General features: G+C 70.2%; 21 protein-coding genes and 1 pseudogene. 12 read left to right on the top strand and 10 right to left on the bottom strand.

The features are described from left to right. Positions 1-6: 6 nt before the first annotated feature. Entirely contained in the window at positions 7-459 is a 453-nt protein-coding gene (locus tag ACQPYK_RS06960) for a gamma-glutamylcyclotransferase (protein ID WP_433251976.1), read from the bottom strand. A gap of 155 nt (positions 460-614) precedes the next feature. Here ACQPYK_RS06960 and ACQPYK_RS06965 point away from each other — a divergent pair, with 155 nt between their 5' ends. Next, a complete protein-coding gene (locus tag ACQPYK_RS06965; protein ID WP_433251979.1) occupies positions 615-2,009 on the top strand; it encodes an NAD(P)H-quinone dehydrogenase in 1,395 nt (464 codons plus the stop codon). Here ACQPYK_RS06965 and ACQPYK_RS06970 read toward each other — a convergent pair. Continuing rightward, positions 1,996-3,210: a pentapeptide repeat-containing protein gene (locus ACQPYK_RS06970; protein WP_433251982.1), complete on the bottom strand. Its 1,215-nt coding sequence runs from the start codon at positions 3,208-3,210 to the stop codon at positions 1,996-1,998. The two genes, ACQPYK_RS06965 and ACQPYK_RS06970, sit on opposite strands and share 14 nt — an antisense overlap. Before the next feature lie 161 nt (positions 3,211-3,371). Beyond that, positions 3,372-3,518 (bottom strand): annotated as a pseudogene (locus ACQPYK_RS06975) (beta-galactosidase); the annotation flags it as partial. Positions 3,519-3,747: 229 nt separating this feature from the next. Here ACQPYK_RS06975 and ACQPYK_RS06980 point away from each other — a divergent pair. From ACQPYK_RS06980 to ACQPYK_RS07010, 7 genes are all read left to right on the top strand, one after another. After that, the gene (locus tag ACQPYK_RS06980) at positions 3,748-6,036 is read left to right on the top strand and encodes a TIM-barrel domain-containing protein (RefSeq protein WP_433251985.1); all 2,289 of its coding nucleotides are present in this window, start codon (positions 3,748-3,750) and stop codon (positions 6,034-6,036) included. 9 nt (positions 6,037-6,045) lie between these two features. Then, positions 6,046-7,350: an ABC transporter substrate-binding protein gene (locus tag ACQPYK_RS06985; RefSeq protein WP_433251988.1), complete on the top strand. Its 1,305-nt coding sequence runs from the start codon at positions 6,046-6,048 to the stop codon at positions 7,348-7,350. Positions 7,351-7,422: 72 nt separating this feature from the next. Next, positions 7,423-8,301: a carbohydrate ABC transporter permease gene (locus ACQPYK_RS06990; RefSeq protein ID WP_433251991.1), complete on the top strand. Its 879-nt coding sequence runs from the start codon at positions 7,423-7,425 to the stop codon at positions 8,299-8,301. Further along, on the top strand, positions 8,298-9,113 hold the full coding sequence (locus tag ACQPYK_RS06995; RefSeq protein WP_433251994.1) for a carbohydrate ABC transporter permease: 816 nt from the start codon (positions 8,298-8,300) through the stop codon (positions 9,111-9,113). The genes ACQPYK_RS06990 and ACQPYK_RS06995 overlap by 4 nt, the downstream gene beginning before the upstream one ends. 82 nt (positions 9,114-9,195) lie before the next feature. Next, the gene (locus ACQPYK_RS07000) at positions 9,196-12,138 is read left to right on the top strand and encodes a glycoside hydrolase family 3 C-terminal domain-containing protein (RefSeq protein WP_433251997.1); all 2,943 of its coding nucleotides are present in this window, start codon (positions 9,196-9,198) and stop codon (positions 12,136-12,138) included. Between the two features lie 281 nt (positions 12,139-12,419). Next, a complete protein-coding gene (locus ACQPYK_RS07005) occupies positions 12,420-12,866 on the top strand; it encodes an Hsp20/alpha crystallin family protein (RefSeq protein ID WP_433252000.1) in 447 nt (148 codons plus the stop codon). A 98-nt stretch (positions 12,867-12,964) separates the two neighbouring features. Next, the gene (locus ACQPYK_RS07010; protein ID WP_433252003.1) at positions 12,965-13,273 is read left to right on the top strand and encodes a MerR family transcriptional regulator; all 309 of its coding nucleotides are present in this window, start codon (positions 12,965-12,967) and stop codon (positions 13,271-13,273) included. Here ACQPYK_RS07010 and ACQPYK_RS07015 read toward each other — a convergent pair. Genes ACQPYK_RS07015 through ACQPYK_RS07030 form a run of 4 tightly spaced genes read right to left on the bottom strand, consistent with a single transcriptional unit; the run spans position 13,270 to position 14,313 of the window. Then, positions 13,270-13,413 carry a hypothetical protein gene (locus ACQPYK_RS07015; protein ID WP_433252006.1) on the bottom strand — a complete coding sequence of 48 codons (144 nt, stop codon included), beginning with the start codon at positions 13,411-13,413 and terminating at the stop codon, positions 13,270-13,272. The two genes, ACQPYK_RS07010 and ACQPYK_RS07015, sit on opposite strands and share 4 nt — an antisense overlap. 35 nt (positions 13,414-13,448) lie before the next feature. Then, complete coding sequence (locus tag ACQPYK_RS07020) at positions 13,449-13,748, bottom strand: hypothetical protein (RefSeq protein WP_433252009.1); 300 nt, start codon at positions 13,746-13,748, stop codon at positions 13,449-13,451. After that, positions 13,730-14,083, bottom strand: coding sequence for a hypothetical protein (locus ACQPYK_RS07025; protein WP_433252012.1), 354 nt, complete (start codon positions 14,081-14,083; stop codon positions 13,730-13,732). Before ACQPYK_RS07025 ends, ACQPYK_RS07020 begins: the two co-directional genes overlap by 19 nt. After that, positions 14,083-14,313, bottom strand: a complete 231-nt coding sequence (locus ACQPYK_RS07030; RefSeq protein WP_433252015.1) for a hypothetical protein — start codon at positions 14,311-14,313, stop codon at positions 14,083-14,085. Before ACQPYK_RS07030 ends, ACQPYK_RS07025 begins: the two co-directional genes overlap by 1 nt. A 211-nt stretch (positions 14,314-14,524) precedes the next feature. Here ACQPYK_RS07030 and ACQPYK_RS07035 point away from each other — a divergent pair, with 211 nt between their 5' ends. The 3 genes from ACQPYK_RS07035 to ACQPYK_RS07045 all read left to right on the top strand — a co-directional run bounded on the left by ACQPYK_RS07035 (position 14,525) and on the right by ACQPYK_RS07045 (position 19,744). Then, positions 14,525-15,730, top strand: a complete 1,206-nt coding sequence (locus ACQPYK_RS07035; protein WP_433252019.1) for an ROK family transcriptional regulator — start codon at positions 14,525-14,527, stop codon at positions 15,728-15,730. 161 nt (positions 15,731-15,891) lie between these two features. After that, entirely contained in the window at positions 15,892-18,678 is a 2,787-nt protein-coding gene (locus ACQPYK_RS07040) for a glycoside hydrolase family 3 C-terminal domain-containing protein (RefSeq protein WP_433252022.1), read from the top strand. A 61-nt stretch (positions 18,679-18,739) separates the two neighbouring features. Then, a complete protein-coding gene (locus ACQPYK_RS07045) occupies positions 18,740-19,744 on the top strand; it encodes a LacI family DNA-binding transcriptional regulator (RefSeq protein ID WP_433252025.1) in 1,005 nt (334 codons plus the stop codon). 155 nt (positions 19,745-19,899) lie between these two features. Here ACQPYK_RS07045 and ACQPYK_RS07050 read toward each other — a convergent pair whose 3' ends face one another. The 3 genes from ACQPYK_RS07050 to ACQPYK_RS07060 form a co-directional block, all read right to left on the bottom strand. Further along, complete coding sequence (locus ACQPYK_RS07050) at positions 19,900-21,273, bottom strand: LPXTG cell wall anchor domain-containing protein (protein WP_433252028.1); 1,374 nt, start codon at positions 21,271-21,273, stop codon at positions 19,900-19,902. A gap of 425 nt (positions 21,274-21,698) precedes the next feature. Further along, the gene (locus ACQPYK_RS07055; protein WP_433252031.1) at positions 21,699-23,489 is read right to left on the bottom strand and encodes an acetyl/propionyl/methylcrotonyl-CoA carboxylase subunit alpha; all 1,791 of its coding nucleotides are present in this window, start codon (positions 23,487-23,489) and stop codon (positions 21,699-21,701) included. A gap of 92 nt (positions 23,490-23,581) precedes the next feature. Beyond that, positions 23,582-24,304, bottom strand: a complete 723-nt coding sequence (locus ACQPYK_RS07060) for an SDR family oxidoreductase (protein ID WP_433252034.1) — start codon at positions 24,302-24,304, stop codon at positions 23,582-23,584. A 171-nt stretch (positions 24,305-24,475) separates the two neighbouring features. Between ACQPYK_RS07060 and ACQPYK_RS07065 the strand changes: the two genes are divergently transcribed. Beyond that, positions 24,476-24,748, top strand: coding sequence for a WXG100 family type VII secretion target (locus ACQPYK_RS07065; protein WP_012888044.1), 273 nt, complete (start codon positions 24,476-24,478; stop codon positions 24,746-24,748). Positions 24,749-24,813: the final 65 nt, after the last annotated feature.

Raw genomic sequence — 24,813 nt, forward strand, 5'->3', positions numbered from 1 at the left:
CCCCGGTCAGGTGCCGAGGGACTTGCAGGGGCGGCTGCGCAGGTCCTTGACGTAGTCGTCGGGGGCGCCGGCGCGCTCGGCCGCCTCGGCGAGGATGCCGAGGTAGCGGGCGGACGGCAGGCCGCCCTCGTAGCCGTCGAGCACGTAGAACCAGGCCACGACCTCGCCCTCCAGGGTCTGCACCCGGAGCTTGACCTTGTGGTAGAGGCCGCGTGCCGCGCCCTCCCACTGGTCGAGAGAGGTCTCGTCCCACTCGGGGACGTCGTAGAGGACCACGAAGACGTGCTCGTCGGGGTCTTCGACGATAGAGGCGAGCGCGCCCTCCCATCCGAGGTCGTTCCCGCCGAACGTCAGGCGCCAGCCCGCAAGCCAGCCCGACCCCCGCATAGGAGAGTGCGGGGCCCGCTGGGCCATCTGCTTCGGGTCCATGTTGCTGCCGTAGGCGGCGTAGACAGGCACGGCATCCAACAGTAATCGAAGATCGGTCCTACGCTCACTCCGCCTCGGCGTCCCGTTGATTTCTTCTGGATTCGGCGCGCGCCCGCAGTGGCTTACGTGCTTCGGAGGGGGGACCCAAGAGACGGTTGGTCCAGGGATGCGGGAGAATGGGGTACGTGACGAGGATCGTGATCATCGGTGGCGGGCCCGGCGGGTACGAGGCGGCCCTGGTGGCCGCGCAACTTGGGGCGCAGGTCACCGTGGTCGAACAGGACGGTCCCGGCGGGGCCTGCGTGCTGACGGACTGCGTCCCGTCCAAGACGCTGATCGCCACCTCCGTGCGCAAGCAGGCGTTGCTCGACGCCAGCATGCTCGGCGTGCACTACACCGGCGGCCTCGACGGTGACGTCGGCGGTGTCATCGCCGACATGCCGCTGGTCAACAAACGCGTCAAGGAGCTGGCCCAGGCGCAGTCCGCCGACATCGCCGCACGGCTGGCCGCCGAGGGGGTCGAGGTGGTCCGGGGCGCCGGGCGGCTGGTCGACCCGCAGGTGGTCAGGGCCGGAGACCGGACGATCCGGGCCGACGTCGTCATCGTGGCGACCGGGGCGACCCCGCGCATCCTGCCCGCCGCCGAGCCGGACGGCGAGCGCATCCTGACCTGGCGTCAGATGTACGACCTGGAGGAGCTGCCCGAGCACCTCATCGTGGTCGGCTCCGGCGTCACCGGCGCGGAGTTCGCGGGCGCCTACCGCTCGCTGGGCTCGGAGGTCACGCTCGTGTCCTCGCGCGACCGGATGATGCCCAACGAGGACGCCGACGCCGCCGAGGTCCTCGAGGAGGTCTACCGGCGCCGGGGAATGAACGTCATGGGCCGTTCCCGGGCCGAGTCCGTCAAGCGCACCGCCGACGGCGTGGTCGTCACGCTGGAGGACGGCAGAACCGCCGAGGGCAGCCACTGCCTGATGACGGTCGGCATGATCCCCAACACCGCCGGACTCGGCCTGGAGGAGGCCGGGGTCACCCTCGACCGGGGCGGCTTCATCCAGGTGGACAAGGTCTCCCGCACCTCCGCGCCCGGCGTCTACGCCGCCGGTGACTGCACAGGAGTGCTGATGCTCGCCTCGGTCGCCGCCATGCAGGGCCGGATCGCGGTCTGGCACGCGCTCGGCGAGGCCGTCCAGCCGCTCCGCCTGGCCACCGTCGCCTCCAACATCTTCACCGACCCCGAGATCGCCGCCGTGGGCGTCGCCCAGAAGGCGATCGAGGCCGGTGAGATCGAGGCCAACGTGGTCAAGCTGCCGCTGGCCACCAATGCCCGTGCCAAGATGCAGGGCTTCAACGACGGCTTCGTGAAGCTGTTCTGCCGCCCGCACACCGGCATCATCTTGGGCGGCGTCGTGGTGGCCCCCCGCGCCTCCGAGCTGATCCTGGCGGTCTCGGTGGCCGTCCAGCAGCGGCTCACCGTGGACCAGCTCGCCCACACCTTCGCGGTCTACCCCTCGCTGTCCGGCTCCATCACCGAGGCGGCCCGCCGCCTGATGCAGCCGATGACCCCTAGCGGGATCTGACCCGGAGCCGTCCCAGGGCGTTCCTGCCGTCCTGTACGGCACGCGCCACGAAGTCCAGCTCCTCCTCACGCCTGGCCACGGTCAGAGCGTGCTTGGCCGCCTCGTAGGCGTCGAGCGCGTGCCGCCAGTCCTGGTCGCCGGTGACGCCGCCGTGCCCGCTGACCTGGAATTCGTAGTCGAGCTGGTCGATCTCCTCACCCAGTCTGGTGACGTCTTCCTCGGCGCCGCCCCGCATGAGTGCGAACCGGGCGTTGCGCCTGCTCCGCCGCTGGGCGCTGACTCCCCAGATCACCACGGTGAGGGCCAGGCCCACCGCGCTGATCACGACCATGACCAGGCCGACGGACGGGGCGCCGGTCCGGACGGCCGACGGCTCGACGCCGTCGCCCAGCGGAAGGCCGGTGTCATCGGTGGAGTCGGTGGAGTCGGTGGTGTCGAGGGGAGGGACGTTCGGCAGGCTGATGCCCGTCGGGGTGCCCTTGGCGCCGGTCAGGTCGGCGTCGTCGGCCTGGATGAAGGACGCCCCCTCGACCAGCGCGCCGGTGAAGTCGGCGCCGTCCAGCTCGGCCTGGGTGAACTCGGCCTCGCTCAGGTCGGCGTCCTTGAACGTCGCGTTGCGCAGGTTGGCCTGGCCCATCTTGGCCTCGTGAAGCTTGGCCCGGGTGAAGTCGGCCTTGCGGGCCTTGATCTGCCCCGGCGTGCTCTCGTCGAGGTCGGCGCCGATCAGCTTGGCATTGGTGAAGTCGACCTGGGTCAGCTCGGCCCGGGTCAGCGTCGCCCCGGTCAGATCGGCGTGCGGGAACTGCGCCTGCCCGGCCTCGGCGTCGATCAGGATCGCCTCGCGCAGGTCGGCGTGGTCGGCGTGCATCTGGCCGAGATCGGCCTCGGCGAGATCGGCTCCGCGCAGGTCGGCGTATTTCAGCGTGGCCTGGGTCAGGTTGGCCTGCTTGAGATGGGCGCCGCGCAGGACCGCGCCGGTCATGTCCTTGCCGGACAGGTCGACGCCGTTCAGCTTGGCCTTGGTCAGGTCGGCGCAGCGCAGGCTGTAGGGCAGCGAGGCGCCCCTGGTGAAATCCTTGCCGCGCAGGTTGGCGCCCTGGCCGGGCCTGCAGGGTCCGGCCGAGGCCTGAGCGGGCGGGAGCATGGTCCCTGACAGCGCGAAGATCGCGGCGGTGAGTGCCAGGGGAACGAAACGACGCACGAGAGCCTCCTCGGAAAGCAGCCCGATCGTGTCAGTTGATCATTTCACCTCGCTAGACACTCACTTGCATCTTTCGTACAGCGTAACTTCCGGGGGTGAGCCGCAGATCACCGGAGCCCTCGTGCTCCCGGTCGCCGTGGTTGATCACGAACAGCCGGTCGCGCCCAGGAGAACACCCCGACGGTGACCAGGTTGACCCTGGCCCGCCGCATCAGCTCGACGTCTTTCCGCCAGATCTCCTCCGGCCACTGCTCGGGGTTGTAGTCCCCGCCGTAGCACAATCCGTCGAGCCCTCCCGGCCAGTCCACCCCTGCTCCTTTGTTCGGATGGTACCTAAACTAATTATCCATGGAACCGGATTCGTCTCAAGGGCGGCGATCGGAGGCCTGGAACGGGCGCCGGCAACGGCCGTGCCGGGGGAGGCGAGGGCGTCCGGCCGGCGGGGCGGGAGCCTGGCCGGACAATCCGGGCGTTGACGTTTGTTGGTTTGGACGTAAAACTAATTCCGCACTGGAAGCCTGAAGCGCTGGAGCCCCCATGCCCTACCGTCCCCCTCTGATCGCGCATGAGTACTTCGTCGCCGATCCGCCGGAGCTGCCCGTCCGCCCGCGCGGCGAGGACGGCCTGTCGGTGCTGACCTCGGCCGAGCTGGTGGCGGCCGAGGCGTCCGGAGTGACGTTGAAGGCCGTGACCACGGCCGGGGAGACCCTCGTGGCCCAGGTGACCGTGGCGGGCGAGGGGGTGATCCGCGTACGGCTCGGCCAGGACGCGGACGCGCGAACCCGGTCGGCCGCCGCGATCTCCATGGTCACGCCGGGCGAGTTCGCCGGAGCGCGGGTGGAGCCGGGCGACGGGGTGATCGTGCTCGACGCGGGCTCGCTCCGCGCGGAGATCACCCTGGCGCCCTGGCACCTGCGGTTCACCGACGCGGCGGGGGCGACCCTGCTGGAGCAGGACCGGGGCCACACCGACATCAGCGGCCGCCTGCGCACGCTGCCGTTCGGCCGTTCCAGCTCGGGCGGCGCCGTGGCCGGCTACCACGAGAGCTTCGCCGCTCCCGCGGACGAGGCGTTCACCGGGTTCGGCGAGTCGTTCACCCCGCTGGACAAGCGCGGCCAGCGGCCGGTCATGTGGAACTTCGACGCGTTCGGCGCCGAGTCCCAGCGGGCCTACAAGAACGTGCCGTTCTACCTGTCCAGCCGGGGGTACGGCGTGCTGGTCGACAGCGGCACGCCGGTGGAGTTCGACGTCTGCCAGTCCACGCACGGCTGCGTGCAGATCGTCGTCCCCGACGACCTGATCGACTACTACGTGATCGCCGGCCCCACCCCGCCGCAGGTGCTCGACCGGTTCGACCGGCTGACCTGCCGCCCGTCGCTGCCGCCCAAGTGGGCCTTCGGCACCTGGATCTCCTCGGGGTTCTTCGTCGACACCCAGGAACGGGTGATGGCCCGGGCGCGGAAGATCCGGGAGCGCGGGATTCCATGTGACGTGCTGCACCTGGACACCTACTGGCAGACCGACGGGCACTGGTCCGACCTGCGCTGGGACGAGGCCAACTTCCCCGATCCCGAGGGGATGCTGGCCGATCTGGACAATATGGGCTTCAAGGTATGTCTATGGATGAACCCGTATATTTCCCACCTAAGCCCCGCATTTCCGGAGGCGGCGGCGAAGGGATATTTCCTGAAAAAGGCAGATGGTGAGGTCTACGTGGCCGACTGCTGGCACGGGTCCTACCCGCCCTGCGGCATCGTCGACTTCACCGACCCCGCCGCCGTGGAGTGGTTCCAGGGGCTGCTGCGACCGCTGCTGGAGCAGGGCGTGCAGGTGTTCAAGACCGACTTCGCCGAGGGCGTGCCGCACGACGCGGTCGCGGCCAACGGGATGACCGGCACCGACCTGCACAACGTCTACACGCTGCTGTTCAACGACGCCGTCTCCGAGGTGACCAGGGAGGTCGCCGGGCACGGGATGGTCTGGGCGCGCTCGTCGTTCCTCGGCGGGCAGCGCCACTCGGCGCAGTGGAGCGGCGACAGCCACACCAGCTACCCGGCGATGGGCAGCACGCTGCGCGGCGGGCTGGCGCACGGGCTGTCCGGCATCCCGTTCTGGAGCCACGACGCGGGCGGCTTCACCGGCCGTCCCACCGACGACCTGTACGTCCGCTGGACCCAGTTCGGCGCGCTGTCCCCGCTGGTGCGCCTGCATGGCACCACCAGCCGGGAGCCCTGGGAGTTTCCCCTGGTCGAGACCGAGGCCGTCGAGGCGCTGAAGCTGCGCTACCGGCTCATGCCCTACCTCTACTCGGCGGCCGTGGAGGCCGCGCGGACCGGGGCGCCGATGATGCGGGCCCTGTGCGTGGACTATCCCGACGACCCGGTGGCCTGGCAGGCCGACCTGGAGTATCTCCTCGGCCGCGACCTGCTGGTGGCCCCGATGACCTCACCGGAGGGCGTCAGGAAGGTCTACCTGCCCGCCGGCGAGTGGATGGACCACTGGACGGGAGAGGTGCTGGCGGGCGGTCGCCACATCACGGTCTCCGTGCCGCTGGAGCGCATCCCCCTGTTCGTACGGCACGGCGCGCTCATCCCGGTCCTGGCCGAGCCCGGGGAGACCGTGGGGGACCGGCCGTTCGGGGAGATCACACTGATCGGTCACGGCGTGGGCGAGAGCCGTACCACCCTCTCCGACCTCGACGGAGACACCACGGTCACCGCAGTCCCGGGCGAGGACGGGCTGCACGTGACCGTGTCGGGGAGCGCGCGGATCGCGGGCGTCGAGCTGCTGGGAGCCAGCGTCCCGATCGTCATCACCACCATCTAGGAGACAAGCATGTTCAAGGTGAGAACAGGTGTGGCCGTGGCGGCCATGCTCGTGGCCCTGGCGGCCTGCGGCGACGCCGGACAGGCCACCGGCAAGCCCGCGGCCGAAGGTCCCCGCGTCCTGAAACTCTGGCACTACGAGAGCGCCGACGGCGCGATGGGCAAGGCCTGGGCCGAGGCGGTCAAGCAGTTCCAGGCGTCGCATCCGGGAGTGACGGTCAAGTTCGAGGAGAAGGCGTTCGAGCAGATCCGCCAGTCCGCGAGCATGATCCTCAACTCCGACGAGGCCCCCGACGTGATGGAGTACAACAAGGGCAACGCCACCGCCGGGCTGCTGTCCAAGCAGGGGCTGCTGACCGACCTGTCGGCGGAGGCGGCCAAGCGCGGCTGGGACAAGCTGCTCAGTCCCTCACTCCAGACCACCGCGAGATATGACGAACGCGGCGTGATGGGCGCCGGCAAGTGGTTCGGCATCCCGAACTACGCCGAGTACGTGATGGTCTACTACAACAAGGCCGCCTTCAAGAAGCAGGGCATCGAGGTGCCCACCACCTACGACGAGTTCACCGCGGCGCTCGACAAGTTCGCCAAGGCCGGGATCACCCCCATCTCCGTCGGCGGCGCCGAGTATCCGGCGCAGCAGATCTTCTACCAGCTCGCGCTGAGCAAGGCCCAGCGCCCGTGGGTGGACGCCTTCCAGCTCTACAAGGGCAAGGTCGACTTCAAGGGGCCGGAGTTCGCCTACGCGGCCGACACCTTCGCCGACTGGGTCAAGAAGGGCTACATCAGCAAGGACTCGGCCGGGATCAAGGCCGAGGACATGGGCGTGTCCTTCATCGGCGGCAAGTATCCGATCCTGGTGTCGGGCAGCTGGTGGTACGGCCGGTTCGCCACCGACATCAAGGACTTCGAGTGGGGCTCGTTCCTCTGGCCGGGCAACACGATGAGCGCCGGATCCAGCGGAAACCTCTGGGTCGTTCCGGAGAACGCGAAGAACAAGGATCTCGCCTACGACTTCATCGACATCACGATGAAGAAGGACATCCAGAACCTGCTCGGCAACTCCGGCGGCGTCCCGGTGGCGGCCGACCCGGCGGCGATCACCGACCCGAAGAGCAAGGAGCTCATCGAGAACTTCAACAAGCTCTCGACCTCCGACGGGCTGGCGTTCTACCCCGACTGGCCGGCACCCGGCTACTACGACGTGCTGGTCGCAGGCGTGCAGAACCTGACCAACGGCACCAAGGCGCCCGGACAGGTCCTGGACGAGCTCGCCGGGCCGTACAACGACAACCTCGCCGACATCGGCAACTGACCCCACCCTCCTTCTGCGGCCCGCGTCCCGGCGCGGGCCGTACGCACACAGAGAGGTCCTCGCGTGAATCGCATGAAGAGGTCTCGCAACGGCGGGTACGGGGTGTTCCTCCTGCCGAGCGCCGTGCTCTTCACGGCGGTCATCGTCGTGCCGTTCCTGATGAACGTCGGGATCGGGTTCACCCGGTGGCAGGGGATCGGGGACCCGAAATGGATCGGGCTGGACAACTACGCGCGGCTGCTGGCCGACGAGCGGTTCTGGGCGTCCTTCCGCAACAACGTCGCGCTGATCGTCGCGATGGCGGTCGTCCCGACGATCATCGGCCTGGTCCTGTCGGCGACCCTGTTCGACTACGTGGGCAAGAAGTTCGGTCCCCGTACGGCCAGCGCGCTGCGGGCGGCGTACTACCTGCCGCAGGTGCTGCCGGTCGCGGTCGCCGGGATCGTCTGGGGGTGGATCATGCATCCCCGGTTCGGCGCGCTCAACGAACTGCTGGGGCTGCTGGGCATGGAGCCGAGGAACTGGCTCGGCGATCCGGCCTGGGCACTGCCGAGCGTGATGGTGATCATGGTGTGGTTCCAGGTCGGCTACCCGGTCGTCATCTTCATGGCGGGGCTGCAGCGGGTCGATCCCGCCCTGTACGAGGCGGCCGAGATGGACGGGGCGTCGTGGTGGCGGCGGTTCTGGCACATCACGATCCCCCAGATCCGGCCGGAGATATACGTGGTCCTGCTGACCTGCACGATCGCCGCGCTGAAGGTCTTCGGGCCCATCTTCGTCCTGACCCGGGGCGGCCCCGGCGGGTCCACACTCGTGCCGTCGTACTTCAGCTACCAGAACTTCTTCGAGAAGGCCAACGTCGGGTACGGCTCGGCGATCGCCACCGTGCTGACCCTCGTGATCATCATGGTGACGGCCTTCTTCCTGCGGATTCAGGACAGGGAATCATGATCCGGAAATACTCGGTCCTGGTCTCGCTGGTCGTGCTGGCCGTCGTGATGCTGGTGCCGTTCGCCATCGTGACGCTCAACGCGGTCAAGTCCCCGGCGGACTACTCCTCGGGCGGCCCGCTGAGCCTGCCGGGCGGCCTCTATCTCGACGGGATCGTCGAGTTCTGGAACCGGGTCCACTTCGGCGGCAAGCTGTGGAACAGCCTGCTGATCAGCGGTTCGGTGGCCGTGCTCGCGGTGGTGCTGTCGGTGCTCAACGCCTACGCGCTCGGCGTCGGCCGGGTCCGCGGCCGGATGTGGATCCTGGTGGTGTTCCTGGTGGCCAACACGCTGCCGCAGGAGGCGCTGGTCTACCCGCTGTACTACCTGTCCAAGCAGGTCGGCCTCTACGACAGCCGGCTCGGGGTGATCATCATCTTCACGGTGATCCAGAGCGCCTTCGGGACCTACCTGCTCTCCTCGGTGCTCGGCCGGTTCCCGCACGAGATCCTGGAGGCCTCGGCCATCGACGGGGCGGGCAGATGGCGGGCGCTGTGGCAGATCGTGGTCCCGGTCAGCCGTCCCACGCTGTCGGTTCTGCTGATCTTCTTCTTCATCTGGACCTGGAACGAGTTCTTCCTGCCGCTCGTCTTCCTGATCTCCAACGAGAACCAGACCGTGCCCGTGGCGCTGGGCGTGCTGCAGGGGGACAAGATGATGGACGCCACGATGTCGAGCGCCTCGGCGCTGCTGGGCATCCTTCCGGCCGTCGCCTTCTTCCTGATCTTCCAGCGGACCCTGACCCGCGGGGTGACCGTGGGCGCGATCAAGTGACTCCGTCCGCCGCTCGGGGGCGGACGGCCGTCCCGCGCTTTCGTAATCGAAGCGCTTCGATTCCCCCTGACCTGGAGACACGATGTCCTTGTCCAAACCCCTGGCGGCGGCGGCCGTACTGGCCCTGACCATAGGGTTGTCCACGGTTCCCGCCCGCGCCGCCGCCCCCGCTCCCGCCGGCGCGGAGTATCCCTTCCGCGACCCCGCCCTGCCGCTGAACGAGCGGATCGACGACCTGCTCGGCCGGCTGACCCTCGCCGAGAAGGTCTCCTGGCTCCACCAGTACCAACCCGCGGTGGAGCGGCTGGGCATCGGCCTGTTCAAAACCGGCACCGAGGCACTGCACGGCGTCGCCTGGTCCACCGACGTCGACGACGGCGGCAAGGTCGTGACCGCCCAGGGAACGGTGTTCCCGCAGGCGGTGGGCCTGGCCAGCACCTGGGACCCGGATCTGGTCAAGCAGGTCGGCGCCGCCGTCGGTGACGAGGCCCGGGGCTACCACGCCGAGAACCCGCGGACCTGGGGCCTGCAACTGTGGGCGCCGGTGGTCAACCTGCTTCGCGACCCGCGCTGGGGCCGCAACGAGGAGGGTTACTCCGAGGACCCGCTCCTCACCGGAGCGATCTCCACCGCCTACGGCACCGGCATCCAGGGCGACGACCCCGACCACCTCAGGGCGGCCCCGGTGCTCAAGCACTTCCTGGCCAACAACAACGAGGTCCACCGCGACACCTCCTCCTCCAGCCTGCCGCCGCGCGTCCTCAACGAATACGACCTCCCCGCTTTCAAGGCGGCCGTCTCCGCCGACGCGGCCACCGGTGTCATGACCGCCTACAACCTGGTCAACGGGCGCCCCGCCACGGTCACCGACCTCAACTCCACCGTCCGGACCTGGACCGACCGGCGCCTGTTCAACGTCACCGACGCCGGAGGTCCCGGCAACCTGGTCGGCTCGCAGGCCTACTACGCCACCCCGGCCGAGGCGGCCGCCGCCACGGTCAAGGCGGGCGTCGACAGCTTCACGGCGAACGACACCGACGCCGTCCCGACGGTGGCGGCGATCAACGCGGCGCTCTCACAGGGGCTGCTCACCGTCGCCGACATCGACCGGGCGGTGGGCGACATCCTCGGCGTCCGCTTCCGTCTCGGGGAGTTCGACCCGGACGGCGGGCCGTACGGGAAGATCACCAAGGATGTGGTCGACAGCCCCGAACACCGGAAGCTGGCCCGGCGCACGGTGGCCGAGGCCGCGGTGCTGCTCAAGAACGCGGGCGGGACCCTGCCGCTCAGCCCGTCGAAGAAGGTCGCGGTGGTCGGGCCGCTGGCCAGGGCCCTCTACACGGACTGGTATTCGGGAAAGCTGCCCTACCGGATCACCCCGTTCGACGGCATCGGCGAGCGCGCCGCCGCCGTCACCGGCGCAGAGGGCGTCGACCGGATCGCGCTCAAAGCCGACGGCCGGTACCTCACCGCCGGCACCGGCGCGGGCGCCGACCTCACTCTCTCGGCGGCCACGGCCGGTGACGCCGAGCAGTTCGACGTCTTCGACTGGGGGCAGGGCGTCGTGACCCTGCGCAGCGTCGCCAACGGCAAGTACGTCAGCCGGGCCAACTGGTCCACCCTCGCCAACAGCCAGGACCAGCCCACCGGCTGGTTCGTCCAGGAGCAGTTCAAGCTGGAGGCGCAACCCGACGGCGCGACGCTCCTGAGGTACGCGGGCTACGAGACGGCCTCCGACTGGTTCGGCCCGAACAAGTACGTCAAGGCCGCCGCCGACGGCACGCTCAGCCTGACCACCGCCGACAACGCCACCCGCTTCACCAAGGAGACCGTCCGCAGCGGGCTCGACGAGGCCGTGACCGCGGCCAGGAGCGCCGACGTGGCGGTGGTCGTGGTCGGCAGCATGCCGTTCATCAACGGCCGCGAGGACCATGACCGGACCGATCTCGGCCTGGCCGAGGGCCAGGAAGCCCTCGTCGAGGCCGTCCGGCGAGCCAACCCGAACACCGTGGTGGTGCTGGAGAACAGCTACCCGACGACCGTCGACCGGCTCCAGGAGAAGGTCCCGGCGATCCTGTGGACCTCCCACGCCGGTGCCGAGACCGGCCATGCCCTGGCCGACCTCCTGTACGGCGACGCCAACCCGGCCGGCCGCCTTACCCAGACCTGGCCACGCGCCGGGGCCCGGCTCCCCGGCATCCTCGACTACGACATCATCAAGAGCGGTTCGACCTACCTGTACTCCAAGGACGCCCCGCTCTACGCCTTCGGGCACGGCCTGAGCTACACCACCTTCGGCTACCAGGGGCTTCGAGTCACCTCCGTGCCCGGCGGCCACGAGGTGAGCGTCCGCGTGACCAACACCGGCTCCCGTGCGGGTGACGAGGTCGTCCAGCTCTACACCCACCAGCACGAGTCCAGGGTGAAGCAGCCGGTCAAGCAGCTACGGGGCTTCCAGCGGGTGCACCTCGCGCCGGGGGAGTCCAAGACCGTCAAGCTACGGCTGAAGACCGCCGACCTGGCCCTGTGGGACGTGACCCGCGGGCGCTTCGCCGTGGAGCCGACCACCCACGACGTGCTCGTCGGCTCCTCCTCCGACCGGATCCGCCAGCGGGCCACGATCCGGGTGGCCGGCGAGCGTGTCCCCGCCCGCGACCTGACCGGGGTCACCCGGGCCGCCGACTTCGATGACTACTCCGGGGTCGAGATGGTCGACGAGACCAAGGCCCGCGGTGACGCGGTCGGCGCCTCGGCGGGTGAGTGGATCGCCTTCAAGGATGTGGACCTCGATGGCGGCGTCACCGGGATCAGGGCCGGCGTCGCGGCCACCACCGCCTCCGCCGTCGAGGTCCGCCTCGGCTCCCCGGCGGGCAGGCTCCTCGGCACGATTCCGGTCACCGCCACCGGCGGCGTCTACCAGTGGAGCACCGCCGTCGCCCCGCTCTCCGGAGCTCGCGGAAAGGGTGACCTTTACCTGGTTTTCAAGGGTGACCTGCGCCTGAAGGACCTCGTCCTGACGCGCTGACGAACCGCCCACGGCTCGCGCCCCGCCGTCCCCGGGACGCGAGCCGTACCGGGTGGGCGAAGCCCGCGTTCTTCTGATCGGTCACCGGCGCGCCCCGGGGCGACGGGGGTGCGCCGTGCGCGCCGGTGACGTCCTGGCGGACGGCTGAAGCGGGGCCGGGAGTGTGAATTTTCACGGAGACTACTTGCATTCACGACTGCCGGTAACTTATAACTGGAGTAAGAGCTTTTCGAGAAGACAGGCTTGAGGATACCTGTCTGGTTCAACGGAGGTGGTTACCGATGCTGCTGACGTCGATCGACCCGTTCATCCAGGAGTTCGACCGTCAGTTCGACCGGCTCGCGCGGAAGTCCTTCGGATGGGGCGAGAGTGACGCGGGCCGGGCCATGCCGCTGGACGGCGTCCGCCGCAAGGACGACGTTCTTCTGAAGTTCGACCTTCCCGGCATCGACCCCGACTCCATTGAGGTGACCGTCGACCGTGGCGTGCTCTCCGTGAGCGCCGGTCGCGAGGAGGAGTACGAGCAGGACGACCGGCTGTTCGTTCGCGAGCGCCCGATGGGCACCTTCACCCGCCGGGTCTACCTCTCCGAGCACCTCGACAGCGAGAAGGTCGACGCCGCCTACTCCAACGGCGTCCTGGCGGTGCGCATCCCGGTGATCGAGAGGGCCAAGCCCCGCAAGGTCGAGATCCACAAGGCCGAGGAGGTCAAGTCGATCAAGGCCTGAGCGCCCGTGATCTGAACATCGAATCTCGACAGGGTGGGTGCCGGATTCCCGGCGCCCACCCTTGCCGCATTGAGGTGTTTTCCCGGAAAGGAATGAAGATGGTCAGGCTGCCCTTCGACGACGAGCACGCCCCTCTCTACTCGGTCGGTCAGGTGGCCGACATGCTCAACGTCGAGCAGGCCTTCCTGCGCCGTCTCGACGAGCACGACGTGGTACGGCCCGCCCGCTCCAGCGGTGGCCAGCGCCGCTACACCCGGCACGAGATCGGCGACCTCCAGAACGCCATCCGGCTCGTCGGCGAGGGCATGACCCTGGCGGCCGTCCGCCGCATCTTCGAGCTGCAACAGGAGGTCGCCGAGCTGAAGGCCGAGCTTGCCAGGGAGCGCGCCGCCCGCTCGGAGGGCTAGGCCCGTAGCCCGGCGGGACGGCCGCCTCCCCGGGCGTGCTCACCCTTGATGGCGCCGATGATGACGCCCTTGGTGAAGTGGCGCCAGACGAACGGGTAGACGAACAGCGCCTGGAGCAGCGCCACGACCACGATCGCCATCTGGACGGCGAGGCTGGGAGGCGGACTCTGGCCGGTCAGTGGCGTGCGCCAGTATGCGGCATGTAGACGACGTCCTGGATGAACAGGCGCAGGCGGGGCCGTACCACGCTGTCGAGGAGGACGGCCGGCATGATCGGAACGGGGAAGTGGAAGATCAGCTGGAACGTCGTGATCGAGAGGGTCCGGAACGAGCCGGGGCGGATCCGGCCCGTCCTCGTCACCTTGCCGGTGAGTCTTGTCCTCGCCGTCGTTCTGCCGCCATCCTTGGAGGTGCCGGTACCGGCGGGTGAGGTCAGGTCACCCGCCGGTCCGGTGTTCACGAAGTCGCTGAGCACGGCCGTGTCGGCCTTGACCGCGTCCGGATGGACCCAGTCACGTAGAGCGGGCGTCCGCCAAGGAAGCCGTAGGTGTAGGCGACCCCCTTGCGGCCGAGGTCGGTCGCCTGCGGGACCCGGAAGATCGGCCGTGCCATCTCGTGGATGCTGCCGAACGCCCAGCGCTTCGCCTTGGGGTCGGTGATCTCCTTGCCCAGCTCGTACGGCTCGCCGGCGGTCTTGGGGTCGGCGTTCCAGCCGTTCTTGTCGAACAGGTCCTTGCGGTAGAGAGGCCGTAGGGGTAGGGCTCGGTGGGGAAGGGGACGGCCATCAGCTTGCCGTTCATGACCGGCCACTACCAGGCGGCGGTCGGCAGGTTGGCCGGCGACGCGTACGGTTTGACCTTGTCGCCCTGCAAGTAGGGGGTGAGATCCTCGGCGGCGGCGCCTCCGCCGCCGGGCCGCGGACCGCCCGGGGCGGAGCATCCGCCCAGCAGGCCGCCGCCGGCGGCCATCGCGGCGCTGAGGCCCACCAGGCCGAGGAATCCACGGCGGCTGGTCATCGCGCCTTCGGAGAGAGATTTCACGACGCGCTCCCTTCGTTGGTCAAAGAGGATCGGGGGTGTTGGTGAGGAGGACTCCGCGGTAGAATTAGTTCGTCTATTGGCCAAACAAATTAGTCGAGGGTGACCTTCGCCACAAGGGACCGCCGATCGCGGACCGGTGGGCGGCGGCCACAGATTGGTGAACGATGGGGCATGATGGGGCCAGCCTGGCCGCGCGGGAACGGGACTGACCTTGATCACATCTACGACGGACCCGCAGCCGGCGGACTTCGCCGACGTCCGGGCCACCAACCTCGCCGTCGTGCTGCGGTTCGTGCGCGAGCACGCGCCCTGCTCGCGGGCGGACATCGCGGCCTCCACGGGCCTCAACAAGGCGACCGTGTCGAGCCTGGTCGCCGACCTGATCGATCGCCGCCTGGTCCGGGAGACGGGGCTGACCGAGAACCGGGTCGGCCGACCGGCCACGATGCTCGTGCTCGACGGCTCGCCGTACGCCGCGATCGGCATTGAGATCAACGTCGACTACGTCACCGCCGTCGCGGTGGACCTGTCGGGGGAGAAGCTGCTGTCCTGGCGGCGTTCCTTTCCTGGTGCGACCGCCACCACCGCCCAGGCGGTGGCCGCCGTCGCCGGGATCGTCCGCCGTGTGGCGAACCGGATGGCCAAGGAGGAGCGCCAGGTTCTCGGTCTGACCGTGGGTGTGCCCGGTCTGGTGGGCACCGACGGCACCGTGCGCATCGCGCCCAACCTCGGTTGGCGCGACGCCGACCTGTGCGGCGACCTCACCAAGGCGCTGCGCGACCCCGGCTTCTCCGTGCAGGTCGACAACGACGCCAACCTCGCGGCTCTAGCCGAGCACCGCTTCGGCCATCGGGCCGGGACCGCCAACCTGGTCTACCTCACCGGCGAGATCGGCGTGGGCGCCGGGGTCGTCCTCGACGGCCGGTTGCGTCGCGGCGGACAGGGATACGGCGGGGAGATCGGCCACATCCAGCTCGACCCGCTCGGCGCTGAGTGCCGCTGCGGACGCCTGGGCTGCCTGGAGGCCGTCGCCGGGATCGGCGCGGTGCTGGAGCACGCCGCCCTCTCGCCCGCCGAGGTCGAGATCGAGTTGGACGAGGTGGTACGGCTGGCCCGCGCGGCCGATCCCCGCACCCTCGCCACCCTCGCCGCGGTGGGTCGCAACCTGGGCAAGGGCGTGGCCGTGATCGCCAACCTGCTCAACCCCGAGGTGGTCATCCTGGGCGGCTACTACGTGCCGCTGGCGCCCTGGCTGCTGCCCGCGGTGGAGGCTGAGACGCGCGGGCGCACGATCGCGCCGGCTGCCGGGGGCTGCGAGATCGTGGCCTCCACTCTTGGGTACGGCGCGGCCGCGCTCGGTGGCGCAGCCCGGGTGCTCGACTCGGTTGATTCGGGTCATTTGCCGCGTATCTCTTGACCTGAGCCTCACCGGCATGCACCCTTCAGGGAAGCTCCGTTCGAAACACGTGTGTAACGAACGGAGCTTCCCTGGACCGACTATCGAAGCGCTTCGACAGAGGCGCGTGTTCACTGCCCCATGTCGAAGCGCTTCGACGCTCTTTAAGGGATGGTCCCCCGATGAACCAACCTTTCCGTGACCCGGAGCTCCCGCTCGCTCAGCGAATCGCGGACCTGCAGGGCAGGCTGACCCTGACGGAGAAGATCGGTCTGCTGCACCAGTACCACGCGCCGGTCGAACGACTCGGCCTGGGCGCGTTCCGCACCGGCACCGAGGCCCTGCACGGCCTGGCCTGGCTGGGGCCGGCCACGGTGTTCCCGCAGGCGGTCGGGCTGGCCAGCACCTGGGACCCCGACCTGGTCAGGCGGGTCGGGGAGGCGACGAGCGACGAGGTCCTGGCCTTCCACCACAAGGACCCGGCCGGAGCCGGGCGCAACGTGTGGGCTCCGGTGGTCAATCCGCTGCGTGACCCACGCTGGGGCCGCAACGAGGAGGGATACTCCGAAGATCCGTGGCTGACCGGGGTGATGGCCACGGCGTACGCCTCCGGCCTTCGTGGGAGCGATCCCAACGTGCTGAAGACCGCGCCCACGCTCAAGCACTTCCTCGGCTACAACAACGAGACCGACCGCTGCGTCACCTCCAGCAACCTGCCTCCCCGGGTGCTGCACGAGTATGAGCTGCCCGCCTACCGGCCCGCCCTGGAGCACGGCGCCGCGGTCGCCGTGATGCCCTCCTACAACCTGGTCAACGGCCGCCCGGCGCACCTCAGCCCACTGATCAACGAGGTGCTGCGCGGCTGGGCCTCCGACGACGTCCTGGTGGTCAGCGACGCCTACGCGCCCGGTAACCTCACCGGCCTGCAGGCCTATCACGACGACCTCCCGGAGGCCTACGCGCACGCGATCAAGGCCGGCCTCGACAGCTTCACCCAGGACGACGACCGCTCCGAGGCCACCCTCGGGCACATCCGCCAGGCACTGGAGCGGGGCCTGCTCGCCGAGGCCGACGTCGACGTGGCGGTACGGCACGCGCTGTCGATCCGCTTCCGGCTCGGCGAGTTCGATCCCGCCACGCCGTACGACGACGTCACCGGGGCCGTCGTCAACTGCCCCGAGCACCAGGCGCTGGCCCGCGAGGCCGCCCGGCGCTCGCTCGTGCTGCTGCGCAACGACGGCATCCTCCCGCTGGCCTCGGTCAGCAGGATCGCGGTCATCGGCCAGCTCGGCGACACGCTGATGGAGGACTGGTACTCCGGGACCCTCCCCTACGCCGTCACGGCCCGCGCCGGCCTGGCCGAGCGATGCGAGACCGTGTTCTGCGAGGCCGTGGATCGCGTCGCGCTGGCCGTCGAGGGCGGCTACGTCGTCGCGGACCCCGACGGCGGGCCGCTCGGGGTCGCCCCGCCCGGGAGCGGGACGGAGACCGGCCTGTTCGACCTGTTCGACTGGGGTGGCGGATCGTACGCGCTGCGGACCGCGGCGACCGGGCGTTACCTGTCGATCGACGACGACGGCGTGCTGGTCAACGACCAGCCCGGGCCCAACGGCTGGGAGGTGCGCCAGACCTTCAGGATGGAGGACCGGCCGCGCGGGGCGCTGGCGCTGCGGCACATCTCCACCGGCCGCTACGTGGCGTCGGACGGTGAGGTGTTCCGGCTGGTCGACGACGCCGCCGCGGCGGCCTGGCTGACCATGGAGCCGGTCGTCGGCGGCGCCGAGGCGGCCGCCGCCCTCGCCGCGACCGCGGACGTGGCCGTGGTGGTGGTCGGCGACCACCCGCTGGTCAACGGCCGGGAGACCGAGGACCGTCTCGACCTGGCGCTGCCCGCCGCGCAGGAGGCCGTGGTCCGGGCCGTGCGCGCCGCCAACCCGCGAACCATCATGGTGATCAGCAGCGGCTACCCGGTGACCTGGGACGAGGAGGACCTGCCCGCGGTGCTGTGGTCCTCGCACGGCGGCCAGGAGTACGGGCACGCGCTGGCCGAGGTGCTGTTCGGCGACGCCGACCCCGAGGGACGGCTCACCCAGACGTGGTACCGCTCGGCGTGCGAGCTGCCCGACCTGCTCGACTACGACATCATCGCCGCCGACGCGACCTACCAGTACTACCGGGGCACCCCGCTCCACCCCTTCGGCCACGGCCTCAGCTACACCACCTTCGACTACGGCGACCTGGCCGTCTCCGTGAAGGACGGCACGGTCACCGTCTCGGCCACCGTCGCCAACACCGGCTCCCGCGCCGGGGTCGAGGTCGTCCAGATCTACACCCACCAGCAACGCTCGCGAGTCAAGCAGCCGCTGCGCCGCCTGCGCGGTTTCGTCAAGGTACGGCTCGCGGCGGGGGAGCGCAGCACGGTCACCTGGACCCTCGACACCCGTGACCTGGCCTTCTGGGACGTCACCAGGAACCGGTTCGTCGTCGAGGACGCCCCCTACAAGATCATGGTGGGCCGTTCCGCCCGTGACATCCGCCTGTGCGCCACCGTCCACGTCGACGGCGAGCACATCCCGCCCCGTGCCGCCCTCGCGGGCCCGATCCAGGCGGTGGACCACGACGAGTACGACGCGGTGGTGTTCGTGGACGCGGCGAAGGTCTCCGGCGACGCCGTACGATCCGACGCCGAGGGCTCGTGGCTCCTGTTCCGCTCGGTCGACCTCGGGGCCGCGGCCACCTCCTGCGTGGCCCGCGCGACGAGCGCGGAGGACGGCGTGATCACCCTGCGGCTGGACGACCCCCTCTACGGTCCGGTCATCGGCGACCTGCCCGTCCCGCGGGCCGGCCGCTACGACCTCACCGAGGTTCGCACGGGTCTTGCGGAGGCCCACGGAGTCCACGATCTTTATGTGGTGTTCGAGAACGCGGGAATCACCCTGGCCACCTTCGCCTTCGAGAGGGACGAGTGAACGGGCGGCTCGGCGGGCGCGGCGCGTTCGTGGGCGCCGAGCCGAGGGGCGAGGGGGCCGCATGAGCGACCGGGCGGTGACGATCGCCGAGGTGGCCAGGCACGCCGGAGTCGCGGTGAGCACGGTGTCCTACGTGCTCAGCGGAAAGCGGGCGATCTCCGCCGACACTCGGCGGCGGGTGCTCGACAGCGTGCGCGTGCTCGGATACCACCCCAACGCCGGGGCCCGGGCCCTGGCCAGCAGGCGGTCGAACGTCATCGCGCTGGTGCTCCCGCTGCGGGTCGGGATGCACGTCCCGGTGCTGATGCAGTTCGCCACCTCGGTGGTCACCGCCGCGCGGCAGTATGACCACGACGTGCTGCTGCTGACCGCCGACGAGGGCGCCGACGGGCTCCACAGGGCGGCGGCGAGCGCGCTGGTGGACGGTCTGGTGCTGATGGACGTGGAGCTGCACGACAGAAGGGTGCCGCTGCTGCGGGAGCTCGCCGAGCCGAGCGTGCTGATCGGCTTTCCCGCCGACGCGGCCGGGCTGACCTGCGTCGACCTCGACTTCAGCCGGGCCGGCGCGCTCTGCGTGGAGCACCTGGCCGAACGCGGGCATCAGGAGGTCGCGCTGCTCGGCGCCCCCGCTGTCGTCTACGAACGGGGCACCGGCTTCGCCCGCCGCACCCGGGAGGGATTCACCGAAGCCGTGGCCGCGCACGGCCTGAGCGGGGTGGCCCTGCCGTGCGAGGAGAGCTTCGACCAGGTGTCCGCCGCGCTGGGGGAACTGCTGGAGACCCGGCCCGGCCTGTCCGGGCTGGTCGTGCACAACGAGGCCGCGGTCAACCATGTGCTCGGGGCGCTGCGCCAGTACGGCAGGCGGGTGCCCGACGAGATCGCGGTGGTCGCGATCTGCCCCGACGACATCGCGGAACGCTCCAGCCCCGCGCTCACCTCGGTGCTGATCCCGGCCGAGGAGGTCGGCCGCCAGGCGGTGCGGCTGCTCATGGACAAGCTCGCGGGCCATGCCGTACCGGACGGCACCCTGCTACAGCCCCGGCTGACCGTGCGTGGCAGCACCTGAGCACCTCGCGGCGAACCCGGGGCCCGTGAGCCCCGGCCAGGCACGCCGGGCCCCGCATGACGGGTCTCGCACGCCGGGCCCCGCATGACGGGCCCGTCATGACAACGGGCGCGCTCCCCCGTGGGGAACGCGCCCGTCTCGGCTGTCAGCGGTGACTACCAGTCACCACCGCCGAAGTCACCGCCGCCGAAGTCACCGCCGCCACCGAAGTCACTCCAGCCGCCGCCACCGAAGTCGCCGCCGCCACCGAAGTCACCTCCGCCGCCGCCGTCGGCCATACCCTGCTCGTAGCCCGCGCCGTAGCCGTAGCCGCCCATGCCCCAGCCGCCGCCCATCATGCCGCCGAGCATCGTGCCGACGAGCATGCCGGTCATGACGTCGCCGAAGCCGCCGTAGTAGCCGTAGGCGTAGGGCTGGTAGGCCGGGCCCGCGTCGTAGTAGGGGCGGTAGTGGCCGTCGACCATGACCTGGCGCGTCTGCGGCTCGAACCCGCGCTCGATCGCGTCCGCGTCGCCCGCGCAGGCGGGGACGTCGCGCACCGCGCCGCCGGGGGGCGCCCAGCGGACGTCACGGACCGAGGGGCCGTGCTGCGGGTTGAAGAAGCAGGGCGAGCGCCGCTCGGGGAGCGGCTGGTGGTTGACGCGCGCCTTCACGCAGGCGAGGGCGTAGCGGCCCTCCTCCAGCGCGGTGGTCACGCCGCGGAGCTCGTCGGGGCGCTTGACCGCCACCAGTTCCACCTTGGCCCGCTCGTAGGAATCGAGCGCGCGCTGCCAGTCCTGCTGGTGCGCGGCGCCGTCGCCGAGCAGCTTGACGTCGGTGTCGAGGTCGGTGATCTCCTCGCCGAACTTGGTGACGTCCTCGTCGACGGTCTGCTTGACCGCGGCCAGCTCGGCGGCCTCACGGGCCTCGCGCTGCTGCTTCTTCTTGCGCGAGTAGAAGAAGATACCGGCGGCGCCGGCCAGGGCCAGCACCAGGATGCCGACGAGCACGCCCAGACCCGAGCCGCTGGAGGAACCGGAGGCGGGCTTGGACCCTTGGCCGGCGCCGACGGCCGCGTCATCCGCCAGCTTGACGAAGTTGATCACGTTGTCCGTCGGGCTGGTGGAAGTCTTGGCGCGGCCCAGGAGCTCGTCCACGTCGACACCCTTGATGTTGGAGGTGCCGAACGGGGTCTTGCCGCTCATCAGCAGGATGGTGGACTTGCCGCCGATGTCCTTGCGGACCGAGGTCAGCATGGTCCTCGCCTGCGATGCGCTGGTGATCGACCCCTGGGGCAGCAGCCCCACGTAGACGGAGGACGAGGAGGTCTGCTCGACGGCGCTGCGGATGGCGTCGGCGGCGTTGCCGGGCATGCCGGCCGCCGGGTCGAGGTAGAAGCGATCTCCGTCCTGCAAACCCGAGGAGATCGTGCTGGGGTCGGGCGCCGCGGCGTTCGCCGCCGGCGCGATCATGAAGATGGCCAGCAGTCCGGCGAACAGCGCGACGATCGCGGCACCGAGACGACCTGGCGCGGATTTTGTGGTGATCACGGCAGAAAGCCTCCTTCGTCCTGAAAGACGAATGGGTGGACGTCAGAGTTCCCTACGATCCGACCGTATCCCCTCCGGATCCCCTCCGGTGCCGCGTGTCGTGGCCAGAGCGTCCAGGTCGCTGTTGCAGGCCTCTTTGGAGTGTCGGCCCGCCATGGCGCGACCGTTGACGGCGGGATCGACCGGGAGTCCGTGGCAGGGGCCGTGACCGGTGCCGGGACCGGCCAGGCATCAGGTGTCCGTGCCCTCCCCGACGTCCCGGCGCCGGTCCGCCCGGGCGGGGGGCCGGGGCCGGGGCCGGTCAGGCGTCGGACGTCCTTGATCGGTCAGGCGTCAGATGTCCTTGATCGGCCAGGCGTCAGGCGTCAGGCGTCGGACGTCCTTGATCGGCCAGGTGTCAGGTGCCTGGCGTCTGGCGTCCGGTGTCAGGCGTCTTTGATGTCGCAGATGACGGCGCCGGCGGTGACGGTCTGCCCGGCCGCGGCCGACAACCCCGCCACCGTACCCGCCTTGTGCGCGGTCAACGGCTGCTCCATCTTCATCGCCTCCAACACCACGATGGTGTCCCCGGCCGCGACCCGATCCCCATCGGCGGCCACCACCGTCACGATGGTGCCCTGCATCGGACTGACCAACGCATCCCCCCCGACCGCGGCCTTCTTGACCCCGCCCCCGACCCGCCGCGGCCCCCGACCCGCCCCGACGCCCGCCCCACCCGCTGCGCCGGCGCGAGAGCCGGCCGCGGCGCCGAACCCGGCCGGCAACACCACCTCCAACCGCTTGCCCCCCACCTCCACCACGACCCGCTCCCGCTGCCCGGCCTCGTACGACCCCCCACCATCGGCGCCGCCCGGCCCGGCCTCGTACGGCGCGATGGTGTTGACGAACTCGGTCTCGATCCACCGGGTATGCACCCGAAACGGCTCATCGACGAAATCGGCCTCGGCCAGCACCGCCCGATGAAAGTCCAGCACCGTCGGCATCCCCTGCACGGTGAACTCCGCCAGCGCCCGCCGCGCCCGGCGCAGCGCCTGCGCCCGATCGGCGCCGGTCACGATCAGCTTGGCGATCAGCGAGTCGAACGCGCCCGGCACCTCCATCCCCACCTCATAGCCGCCATCCAGCCGCACCCCCGGCCCGGACGGCACCCCCATCGCGGTGATCGTCCCGGGCGCGGGCAAAAACCCCCGACCGGCGTCCTCGGCATTGATCCGAAACTCGATGGCATGCCCGCGCGGCACCGGATCGTCATAACCCAGCGGCTGCCCGGCCGCGATCCGAAACATCTCCGCCACCAAATCGATGCCGGTGACCTCCTCGGTGACCGGATGCTCGACCTGCAGCCGGGTGTTGACCTCCAAAAACGAGATCGTGCCGTCCTGGCCGATGAGGAACTCACACGTGCCGGCCCCGACATACCCGGCCCGCCGCAAGATCGCTTTGGAGGCGGTGCGCAGCAGCGTCTGCTGCGCGTCGGTCAAGAACGGCGCGGGCGCCTCCTCGACGAGCTTTTGGTGGCGGCGCTGCAGCGAGCAGTCGCGGGTGGAGACCACCACCACCTGGCCGTGGGCATCGGCCAGGCACTGGGTCTCCACGTGCCGGGGCCGGTCCAGGTAGCGCTCGACGAAGCATTCGCCGCGGCCGAAGGCGGCCACCGCCTCGCGCACCGCGCTGTCGTACAGGGCGGGGATCTCCGCCAGGGTGCGGGCGACCTTCAGGCCGCGGCCGCCGCCGCCGTAGGCGGCTTTGATCGCGATCGGCAGGCCGTGCTCGCGGGCGAAGGCCACCACCTGGTCGGCGTCGGTGACCGGGTCGGTGGTGCCGGCCACCAGGGGGGCGCCGACGGCGTGGGCGATGTGGCGGGCGGCGACCTTGTCGCCGAGCGCGGTGATCGCCGCCGGGGGCGGGCCGATCCAGGTCAGGCCGGCGGTGATGACGGCCTGGGCGAAGGCGGCGTTCTCGGCCAGGAAGCCGTAGCCGGGGTGGACGGCGTCGGCGCCGCTGGTCGCGGCGATGGCCAGGAGTTTATCGATGTCGAGGTAGGTGGTGGCGGGACCGGTGCCGTTGAGGGCGTAGGCCTCATCGGCCAGGCGTACGTGCAGGGCGTCCAGGTCCTGGTCGGCGTAGACGGCGACGCTGGCCAGTCCGGCGTCCTTGCATGCGCGGGCGATCCGCACGGCGATCTCACCACGGTTGGCGATCAGGACCTTATGCACCGACGTCGTTCCCTTCCTTACACATGTGAACAAGGGGCCGGCGGGCCTCCAAGGGAGTGTAGGCGTCTCCTGATCGGAAGGCGCCCTTGGGGCTACCTGCCGAGGTAGGCGCCGCCGTTCACGTGGACGACCTGACCCGTGATGTGCCGGGCTTCGGGGGTGGCCAGGAACCGCACCGTGGCCGCGACGTCCTCGGGCGTGCCGGGGCGTCCGTTCCTGGTGCCCTCCACTCGGCGTCGGACCCCCTCCTCGGTGAGGCGACCGCGGAAGAACTCGGTGTCCACGACCAGGCCGGGGGAGACCACATTGGCGGTGACGCCGCGCGGGCCGAGCTCGGCGGCCAGGTCGGCGGTCCAGGCCTCCACGGCCGCCTTGGCCGCGCCGTACGAGCCGGATCCGGTGCCCCTGGCCGCGATGGAGCCGATCGTGATGATCCGGCCGTCATCGGCGAGCCGGGGGGTCAGGGCGCTGGTGACCAGCACGGCCGACATCAGGTTGGCGTTGAGGTTGGCCCACCAGCTCTCGGCCACGTCCATCAGCTCGTCGCCGTCCGGTGCGCGGTCCAGGTTGGTGTTGCCGCCGGCGTTGTTGACCAGCACGTCCACCCGGGCGGGCAGCCGGTTCAGAGCCTCGCCCACCGCGACCGGGTTGGCCGCGTTGAACGCCACATGGGAGACGCCCAGCCGCTCGGCCGCCTCTTGGAGGACCTGCTCCCGCCGGCCCGTGATGGTCACCCGGTCACCCTGTGCGGCGAATGCCGCTGCGATGGCCAGGCCGATCCCGGTGCCACCACCCGTCACCACAATCTCCCGCACCGCTATAACTCCTTGCCTCACGAAAAATCAAGATAAAAAGGAACGTTATCTCCTCCGCGCGCCCGGGAAGGTCCATAGCCGCTCGGCATAATCCCGGCATCACTGTGATCCACTCGCCTATCGTGATTTCGTTTGGTGAGCCCCCCGACACCGATCCCGAAGGAGACTGGCATGAGCCAGAACTTGCTCGGCGGCAATCCCGCGGAAATGCAGCAGATGGCCACCCAGTTCACCCAGCAGGCGGACCAGGTGCGGGCCACCATGGCCGCGCTGGACCGGGAGGCCGGCAAGGTCGGCACCGCCTGGACCGGTCCCGGCGCCCAGCGCTTCACGGAGGCCTGGCAGAACTATCGGGCCGCCTTCCAGCGCATGTCCGAGGAGCTCGCCGAGGCCTCCCGCGTCATCAACACCTACCGCGGCAACATCGAGTCCGCCACGCGCTAGCCGTCGCGCCGAAACGCCCCGGCCCGTGCCCGAGTTCCCGTGGTCGTCGCGACACCCCGGCTCGG

This window comes from Streptosporangium sp. CA-135522 (assembly GCF_050949235.1).
In the GTDB taxonomy this organism is placed as follows: domain Bacteria; phylum Actinomycetota; class Actinomycetes; order Streptosporangiales; family Streptosporangiaceae; genus Streptosporangium.